The organism is Succinimonas amylolytica DSM 2873 (assembly GCF_000378405.1).
GTDB lineage: Bacteria > Pseudomonadota > Gammaproteobacteria > Enterobacterales > Succinivibrionaceae > Succinimonas > Succinimonas amylolytica.
In genome coordinates, this window is record NZ_KB899640.1 from 135,054 (window position 1) to 142,879 (window position 7,826).

A 7,826-nucleotide genomic window follows, 5' to 3' on the forward strand; every position below is an offset into this window, starting at 1 on the left:
GCCTCTCCTGTATCTCCGGAGAGTATTGCTTCCAAAATCCTCTGGGCAGTTACACCCCGGCTGTTAGAAACAATATTTGCAAACTGGCATCCGTAGTCGGCAAGAGAATTAAGCAGGCTTCTGCGGTTATTTTCATACTGAAGCTTTATCTGCTGAAATGAGGCCCTTCAAATCTCGTTACCGTGGATGGCCTCCAAGTTTCTCCTTTCACCACCTGGCCTCATCTCAAATGCATGGGCAGGCTCTAAGGCCTTATAGGTTTCAAGAGCGAAAATTTATGTACCGGACCATGAACTTACACGGTCTAGTACTTTCTTTCATGGGGTATGTCAGGGATAAAACGGCCATACCCTGGGTGATTTGTTTGTGTTTTCTGAAACAGTCATTCCCGGGGGAAAAGACATCAGAATCTGCAAGGCTGTAAGCAGCCTCCCGAGGGGTGTAACGTGTTTAGCACCGGCTTTACTCCACCACTTATTAATCTGCAAGGCTGTAAGCAGCCTCCCGAGGGGTGTAACAGCCGGCGTTACTTTCAGGAAGTGCCCTAAAATAGTGATAAAAAGTGTCATCAGTTGTATTTTTAAGCTTCCAAATAGACTTATCGCTTTCCTTTGTGCTAAATTGCTTTTGTGAGCAGTACCGAGTCTTAGGAGTTTGACGAGAATATGGATAACAATGAAAACGGAAGTTATAACGAAAACAGCGCCGGAATGATGTTTGATCCTGCTGTTATTCAGGCGATCCATAAACGGCATGAAATCAGGGTACGCGATGTTCAGGACAAGGTAAGTACTCAGTTCGAGGATCTTAAGTGTCTGGGCAGGGCTCTCTGGAAGGCTCAGAAATTCGAGGATCTGATTTTCGGGCGTCTCAAGATTCCCTTTGAGCTTCTTAACAACTACATAAAAACGGTGAAAACTTCCGGATTTATGTCGGATCTGGTGCTGGGTGCCTCTCCGGCGGGAGAGCTTCTGGTAAGCTTCAGAAACAGCAAACTGGGGCAGGTTGTTCTTACCCTGGGGATCAATGACATTGTTTTCGGGAAGAAGTATGCCGGGGTGGCGGTAGTACTGAAGTCATGGGAGCTTCCGGAGGCCTCCTGGCTGACCCGCAATCTGATTCGGCTGGGAATTATGAAAACCGGACTGGAAACCAGCTTTCTGAACCAGCATCTGGGATCCGTGAAGTTCCAGAAGGGAAAGAACCGCAACGAATACCGTGTAGACTGCACCGATTTGCTGCAGTCCCTGCTTAATGAAAACGAGATTTCCCTGGATATGGTCCGGCTTTTAGGATGGGAGATTTTTGAGGGACTTTTGCAGCTTCAGATTTCCATTAACACTGAACGTCTGTCGGCGTATCTCAAGAGAAGAATGCCTATTCTGTTTGATTAGCAAGGTACCTTTCCGCTTTTCTGACAGATTTTTCCTGCTGTTTTTAATCCCGGAAGGCTGCAGTGTTTTCCGGAGTTGTTGGTGACTTTAAAGAGGTGCGATATATGTCCATTTTCTTACCCGAACTGAAGTATGGTCTGGATAAGCTGGATCCTTTTCTTTCCCATAAGGCCATGGATTTTCATTACAACAAGCATTTTGTCAATTATGTCAATGCTGCTAACGCCATCATAAAGGGCACTGAATATGACAGCCAGTCTCTGCGCACTATCGTGAAGACCTCTTCGGGCCCTCTTTTTAACAATGCGGCCCAGGTACTTAACCATGAGATTTTCTTTAACAGCATAAGCCCCCGGGAAACTCCGGTACCGCCGCAGATTGAGGCTCTTATCAGCGAGAACTTCAATTCCGTGGAGGACTTCAAGGATCAGCTGTTCAAGGTTTCCGCCACTCATTTCGGGTCGGGCTGGACCTGGCTGGTGCTGGATCCTGCCTCCGGAAAGCTGGAGCTTCGCAATACCGTAAATGCCGCAAATCCGATAACCGATGGCCTGGCGGTGCTTCTGGGACTGGATCTCTGGGAGCACTCCTATTACCTTGATTATCAGAACCGGCGTCCTGATTATGTGAAGGCCTTCCTGAACCATATTGACTGGAGCTACGTGGAGCGTCATTACCTCAGGAACACTGTCAAATAACGGCGCAGAATGCTGCATAGCCGGTTTTCCGGTTTTTCTTCGCAACCGTTCTTCCAGGAGAGCGGTTTTTTTATTTTGCGGGGGCAGAGATTTTTCGGGAGCGCTGGCCGGGATGGGCTTTCTGGATTAGCTCAGAAACAGGAGTATTATCAGGAATAGCGCAATCGCAGAAGAAGGCCTGTTGCGGTGATTAACGATGATCCCAAAACCAGGGAGCATGAATGCCTGATAGAGAAAATGACATTTGAGAAGGCTGAGAGGTCGTAATTTTTGAGCCGCAGGGCCGGTGCGGCCTTAAGAAGGAATCCTCCCTCCGGAAAAAACACGATCCGAAACCGGCCGCCGGACTCAGGAGAGCTCCCTCCGTTTCACCCGGTCACATTCCGCAGTCCCGGGTTTTTCGGTGCAGGCCTGTGGGCCGGAGCTCTTTCAGGCAAAGCTCCAGATACCGTAGTTGTTCAGAAGAATAACCGTCCAGATTATTGCGGTGTAGGTCAGCATCAGAAAGACTGCGGCGCTTCCCAGATCCTTGGCTCTTCCGGAAAGCTCGTGGTATTCGTCGCTGATACGGTCAACCACGGCTTCAATGGCAGAATTGATAATTTCAGCCAGAAGCACGAACAGCGGGCCGGAAAGAAGAAGAATGAACTGCACCGCTCCCTGGCAGACAGCAAAATCCAGTATAAGCAGGATCCCGGCAAGCAGGAGATCCTGTCTGAAGGCGGCTTCGTTTTTGAAGGCGGCCCGGAATCCCTTCATGCTGTATTTTCCGGCATTGATGATTCTGGTAATTCCCGTGGCTCCGGTTTTGGCCATAATAACTCCCTGGAAACAGTCTGGATGATGATAATGATACCGGCTATTCTACTCCCGAAACCGGTTTTATAGGAACCAGTTTTGACATGATATTCCGGCTCTGCGCAGAAGCGCTGTAGTTAACCGGCAAGGGCGGCAGTTTTCAGAATCCTCTCCGTAAAATCCTTTCTCAGAAACCAGCCAAACACCCGCTGCCCCCGGAATTTCCCGGAGGGCCGGAGATGCAGGGCGGTTCCGATGCGGGACGAGATGAGAAAATCCGAGTCGTCGGTTTCGTCCCGGGCGTTCAAAGTGGCAATGATTTCGTCAAAATCCTCCCGGAGGATCTGCCATTCTTCGGGGCCGGGCTTCCAGAGAAAGGCTGTCCCGAGATGCCGGTTGCGGAGAGGTACCCCGGGTTCGGATTCCACCGGAAACCAGAGCACCTGCCGGAGCTTGTTTGCGACGTTGGAGTTTTCAAAAACGGTGCCGGCCCCGTGCCGGAAAACGCAGACATGGGTGGTTTCCCGGGGCTTCCCGTTCCAGCCCACGGGGATGGTTTTGAGCTCGATGTCCAGATGCGGAAAATCCTGGAGCGGATGAGAGCCGGCTCCGGCCCCGAGAGCGACCTCCACCAGCTGGCCGGTAAAGCCCTTGGCGGCTCCGGGAGTGTCCGGAAGGGGTACCAGAAGCCGTGAGGCCAGCTCCCCCACGGTAAGTCCGCTGAGATATCTGGCTCTGGCAAGAAGCTCTTCCCTGGTTTCCGGGTACATGAGACGCGTCCTTTTCTGATAATTAATGACCGGGGCATTATAGCAGAACCGGGAAATCCTTCTTCGGTTTTCGGGAGGCCTGGTGTAACATACGCGGGGCCGGGAGCTTTGTAGCCGTCCCGGCCGTGAAGACGAGCCTGCTGAGGAAGCCCGGAAGAATAAAACCGGACCATAGCTTCCGGCATCATGTTTTTTCCGGAGCGATCCGGACTGTTCTGGAGACCTGACATGGCAATTTGGATTTTGGTGTTTGTGCTTACTTTGGCCGTGAATGCCGGTACGGCGTTTTTTGTTATTTACTACATTGCGGCAGCCCGGAAGCAGGACGCCCGTTCCGCCGCTGTGGATGCGGATGCCTTTCATCACTGCATCCTGAAAATCGGCTATCTGGAAACCAAAATGGCGGAAGCCGACAGCAGAATAAGCGCCCTGGAGCAGGAGGTTTCAGGACTTAGGGGGGCTCTTAGGGATCGGATTTCCGAATAGCCGGCGCACAGCAGCTTTCCGGAGATTTTAACTTGCTCTATTTTTTTCGATGTGATAATTTTGAAATTGCGGGACTACCGCGATTATGAAAGGCCGGCATGCATGAGAGGTACGCCATGCAGACCGTTTTCCGTTCTCCGATAATCGGAGCCGTATCTTTGGAGATGATAGCTAAAATGTTAAAAAAGACACTTACCTCGGCAATGCTTGCATTGACAGCTCTGGTATCTTTTAATGTTCAGGCAGAGGAAGAAGAGAAGGTACTCTATGTGTACAACTGGAGCGAGTACATGGAGCCTTCGGTAATTCCCCAGTTTGAAAAGGAAACCGGCATCAAGGTTACCTACGATGTGTTTGATTCCAATGAAGTTCTCGAGGCCAAGCTTCTTTCCGGAAAGTCCGGCTATGACCTGGTAGGACCGGGATCCGATTTTCTGGCACACCAGATCGCGGCAGGTGTTTTCAGACCTCTCGAAAAGGAGAAGATGCCCAATCTCAAATACAATGATCCCGAAAAAATGAAGGCTCTCGCCAAGGTGGATCCGGGCAACAAGTATGCAGTTCCCTACATGTACGGCACCACCGGTATTGCCTATGACAAAAACAAGATCAAGAAGTATCTCGGCGAAGACTTTGTAGTGGACAGCTGGGACGTGTTCTTCAAGCCGGAGATCCTTTCCAAGCTGAAGACCTGCGGTGTGGCCGTGCTTAATGCTCCCACCGAAATCATTCCTACCGCCATGCACTACCTCGGGCTGGATCCTCTTTCCACCAATATCAAGGATTATGAGCCTGCCGAGAAGCTCCTGAGCGAGATGGCCAAGAACGTAACCTATTTCCATTCCTCGCAGCTGGTGAACGACATGGCTACAGGCGACCTCTGCATTGTAATTGCCTGGTCAGGAGATCTGATTCAGGCCGGCAGAAGAGCCCGCGAGGCCAATAACGGCGTGGATATCGAATATATCGTACCCAAGGAGGGCGGTCTTATTTACTACGATACCCTGGCAATCCCCAAGGATGCTGATCATCCCCAGAATGCCCAGCTGTTCATCAACTTCCTGAACCGTCCGGAAATTCTTTCCCGGATTTCCTCCTACATCGCTTTTGCCAGCGCCAATATGGAGGCTGAGAAGCTGGTGGTTGACGAGGTGAAGAACAATCCGCACATTTATCTGCCGCCTGAAATGATGCCGAAGATGTTTATGGTGAAGCCCCTTTCTCCGAAGCTCACCAGAGGCATTACCAAGATGTGGGATCGTATCAAGGTTAGCGGCGGCCGCGACAGCTCCAAGGACGAAAAGGACGAGGAGTAATCTCTGTATCCGGCCGGGATTTAAGGCATAAATAACGAGAAAAGGGCTTCACTCCAGTGAGGCCCTTTTTGATTATCCGGCGGGGAAATCATTCTCCGTTTTGGTAATGGTGTCAGTTCGCATTTTCGGCAGATTTTCGGGAATATGGGGCCGGTTTTCCTCCGGTCCGGACTTATAATTTTAGAAACAGGCGCTGGCTGGTCTGAGGACCGGGCATGGGACGGACATGATCATAACTGCGGTATTAGTATCTCCTTCCGGATAGCCTTTTCCGGAAGTTTCCGTGCCGCCACCGTTTTCTGCAATGCTGCATCTGTATTGTGTTCGCTTCCTTTTCCGGCGGCTTTTGTCCCCCGCCTTACGACACAACAAGGAGACTTCTGTGAAAAAACTGCTGTCGGCATGGGCTATGATTCTGGGTTCCTGCCTTGCTCCGGGCTGCTTTGCCGGGGATTATGATGCCCGTCTTGCCGGTACCTGGGTTGGCGTTTCTCCGGAACCGGCGACTCCGAACCTGGTTCTGGAATTTTCCGGAGATCAGACGGTAACCATCAGGAATCTTCTGGAGGAGCCGGTAACCGTCCGGTATGAAATTTCGGATCGCCCGTATATGACTAATCCCGAGAAAGGCGGGTTCAGCATCCGGTATACTCATTATTATCAGATGCGCTCCCTGGGAGTTCTTCTTAATACCTCCTTCACCCAGGAGCTCTACTACCATGTGGAGAACGGTCTCCCGATTCTGTCGGAAACAGGATTCGAGCATGACGGCTGCGGCTTTATGATCCGGGATGAGTATCTTCCGGAGGGACGGGTTCAGGCCGGCTTTGAGTCGGAGCTTTCCAAAAAAGTGAACGCCCACTGCGACAGACACGCGCCCCGGGGGCGCTAGGAACAGCGGGCATGTTACATGGAAGAGAGGCTGCTACAGTGAGCATGACACCAGGCATTAGGAGAACCGCGGGGAGGACTGCAGAGGCTTTTTCATGGGGGATTTTTCTTCTTGCTGTGGCTCTTTTCTGCTCCGAAAATGCCGGAGCTGCCGGCTGGCGCACGGATGTGGCGCATTCCACGGTGCTGGACGGAAATCCGGTCATTACCGAGGCTTCCTACCTTGACAAGGGCTTTCTGGACACCTTCGAAATGAGTGTTGGCTGCCGGAATTCCTGGCCGCTTCCGACGTTTTCCTTCCGGCTTCCGGCTATGACCACGGACATCATGAATCCGGACGCGCCGGCAGAGGTAACCTTTGCCTTTAAAATTCGGGATCTGGACCGGGATCCCAAAACCGGAAACTACCGGGGCGGCTATCGCCTGCCGGGACTGGTGCGGCACGGCGATTATGTGTTTCTCCCCACGGGCTATAACGGCATTTCAGATGTGATTCTCACGCTTCTGGCGGATCTGGATACCACCGATCGGAAAAGCGTGATTATCAGATTTAATCAGGGCTCCCGGGAATGGACCTACCACCTTCCTCTTCAGGGCTACCGCCAGGCCTATCAGGCTGCCCTGGCCAGCTGCCGCGATGTTCGCCCCCGGGACGAGGATCGGAATTATCCGCCCCCGGCAATGCCGGCTGATCCGGCGGACACCGCCGCTGCCCCCGGAGAGCCCCCGGTACCGGCCTCCGGTACTGCCGCTGCCGGTGATAACGACAGCGCTTCCTCACCCGGAGATAATGACAGTGCTTCTGAAAATCTTCCTCCGGAAGAACCCGGAGCAGCGCCCCCGGTTTCCGAAAACTCCGGGCAGCCGGTTTCCGGAGTGGTACTGGCCGGGGACGACACTTCCGGAGAGGAGGCTGAAAAGGCCCTGCTGGAGGAGGCCGCAAAGGCTGAGGCCGGGCAGAAGGCCGGGAAGAAGGCTGGACAGAAAGCCGGACAGAAGCCTGAAGGCAAAACTCGCATGATGAACGTTTCGGCCGGTAATTAGCCGGCGGATCTGGTTTGCATTCAGAAACAATTCAGGAATAATTAAAGAGGAAATTTATATGAAGAAAAGTCTTGCTGTGCCACTGGCGGTGCTGATGGGGATTTCGGGGGCGCTCCTAAGCGCGTGCGGCGATGACGCCCGGGGACCTGACAATGCTTCCGGATCTCCGGCAGCGGAGAGCGGCGCCGCCCCCGCCCCTGCCGCCGCCGTTAAGAAGACGCCTCAGGAACTTCCCTCCAGGGGGCCGGATAATTCGGCAGCTGCTGATCTTCGGGCCCGTCAGGAGGCGGCCCAGGCAGACGTGCAGGATGCTGCCGGAGCGCTCCAGGCCCGCCTTGCCGCCGAGAAGAAAAAGGCCGAGGAAGCAGCCTCCTCCCTGAACGAGCAGCTTGCCGCCGAGAAGAAAAAGGCCGAGGAAGCAGCCTCCTC

At 53.0% G+C, this 7,826-nt stretch carries 9 protein-coding genes; 7 read left to right on the plus strand and 2 right to left on the minus strand.

Features of this window, described 5'->3' with window-relative positions; genetic code table 11:
* Nucleotides 1-665: 665 nt before the first annotated feature.
* Both F557_RS0116100 and F557_RS0116105 read left to right on the plus strand, forming a co-directional pair.
* Nucleotides 666-1,394, plus strand: coding sequence for a hypothetical protein (locus tag F557_RS0116100; RefSeq protein WP_019003239.1), 729 nt, complete (start codon nt 666-668; stop codon nt 1,392-1,394).
* A 104-nt stretch (nt 1,395-1,498) separates the two neighbouring features.
* Nucleotides 1,499-2,092: a superoxide dismutase gene (locus F557_RS0116105; protein ID WP_019003240.1), complete on the plus strand. Its 594-nt coding sequence runs from the start codon at nt 1,499-1,501 to the stop codon at nt 2,090-2,092.
* A 429-nt stretch (nt 2,093-2,521) separates the two neighbouring features.
* Here F557_RS0116105 and F557_RS0116115 read toward each other — a convergent pair whose 3' ends face one another.
* Both F557_RS0116115 and F557_RS22800 read right to left on the minus strand, forming a co-directional pair.
* Nucleotides 2,522-2,908 carry a diacylglycerol kinase gene (locus tag F557_RS0116115; RefSeq protein ID WP_019003242.1) on the minus strand — a complete coding sequence of 129 codons (387 nt, stop codon included), beginning with the start codon at nt 2,906-2,908 and terminating at the stop codon, nt 2,522-2,524.
* A 119-nt stretch (nt 2,909-3,027) separates the two neighbouring features.
* Complete coding sequence (locus F557_RS22800) at nt 3,028-3,660, minus strand: MutH/Sau3AI family endonuclease (RefSeq protein WP_019003243.1); 633 nt, start codon at nt 3,658-3,660, stop codon at nt 3,028-3,030.
* A gap of 228 nt (nt 3,661-3,888) precedes the next feature.
* Between F557_RS22800 and F557_RS22805 the strand changes: the two genes are divergently transcribed.
* The 5 genes from F557_RS22805 to F557_RS22810 all read left to right on the plus strand — a co-directional run.
* Nucleotides 3,889-4,146, plus strand: a complete 258-nt coding sequence (locus tag F557_RS22805) for a hypothetical protein (RefSeq protein ID WP_169335224.1) — start codon at nt 3,889-3,891, stop codon at nt 4,144-4,146.
* Between the two features lie 176 nt (nt 4,147-4,322).
* A complete protein-coding gene (locus F557_RS0116130; RefSeq protein ID WP_044143770.1) occupies nt 4,323-5,462 on the plus strand; it encodes a polyamine ABC transporter substrate-binding protein in 1,140 nt (379 codons plus the stop codon).
* Nucleotides 5,463-5,844: 382 nt separating this feature from the next.
* Nucleotides 5,845-6,354 carry a hypothetical protein gene (locus F557_RS0116140; protein WP_157617931.1) on the plus strand — a complete coding sequence of 170 codons (510 nt, stop codon included), beginning with the start codon at nt 5,845-5,847 and terminating at the stop codon, nt 6,352-6,354.
* Nucleotides 6,355-6,365: 11 nt separating this feature from the next.
* On the plus strand, nt 6,366-7,397 hold the full coding sequence (locus tag F557_RS0116145; protein WP_044143730.1) for a hypothetical protein: 1,032 nt from the start codon (nt 6,366-6,368) through the stop codon (nt 7,395-7,397).
* 58 nt (nt 7,398-7,455) lie between these two features.
* Nucleotides 7,456-7,826: hypothetical protein (locus F557_RS22810; protein ID WP_019003249.1), on the plus strand; the 371-nt coding region annotated here is incomplete at its 3' end.

Excerpts from the sequence above, each read along its gene's own strand:
- F557_RS0116100 (WP_019003239.1), top strand. The coding sequence starts at position 666 with ATGGATAACAATGAAAACGGAAGTTATAACGAAAACAGCGCCGGAATG.
- F557_RS0116105 (WP_019003240.1), top strand. The coding sequence starts at position 1,499 with ATGTCCATTTTCTTACCCGAACTGAAGTATGGTCTGGATAAGCTGGAT.
- F557_RS0116115 (WP_019003242.1), bottom strand. The coding sequence starts at position 2,908 with ATGGCCAAAACCGGAGCCACGGGAATTACCAGAATCATCAATGCCGGA.
- F557_RS22800 (WP_019003243.1), bottom strand. The coding sequence starts at position 3,660 with ATGTACCCGGAAACCAGGGAAGAGCTTCTTGCCAGAGCCAGATATCTC.
- F557_RS22805 (WP_169335224.1), top strand. The coding sequence starts at position 3,889 with ATGGCAATTTGGATTTTGGTGTTTGTGCTTACTTTGGCCGTGAATGCC.
- F557_RS0116130 (WP_044143770.1), top strand. The coding sequence starts at position 4,323 with ATGTTAAAAAAGACACTTACCTCGGCAATGCTTGCATTGACAGCTCTG.
- F557_RS0116145 (WP_044143730.1), top strand. The coding sequence starts at position 6,366 with ATGTTACATGGAAGAGAGGCTGCTACAGTGAGCATGACACCAGGCATT.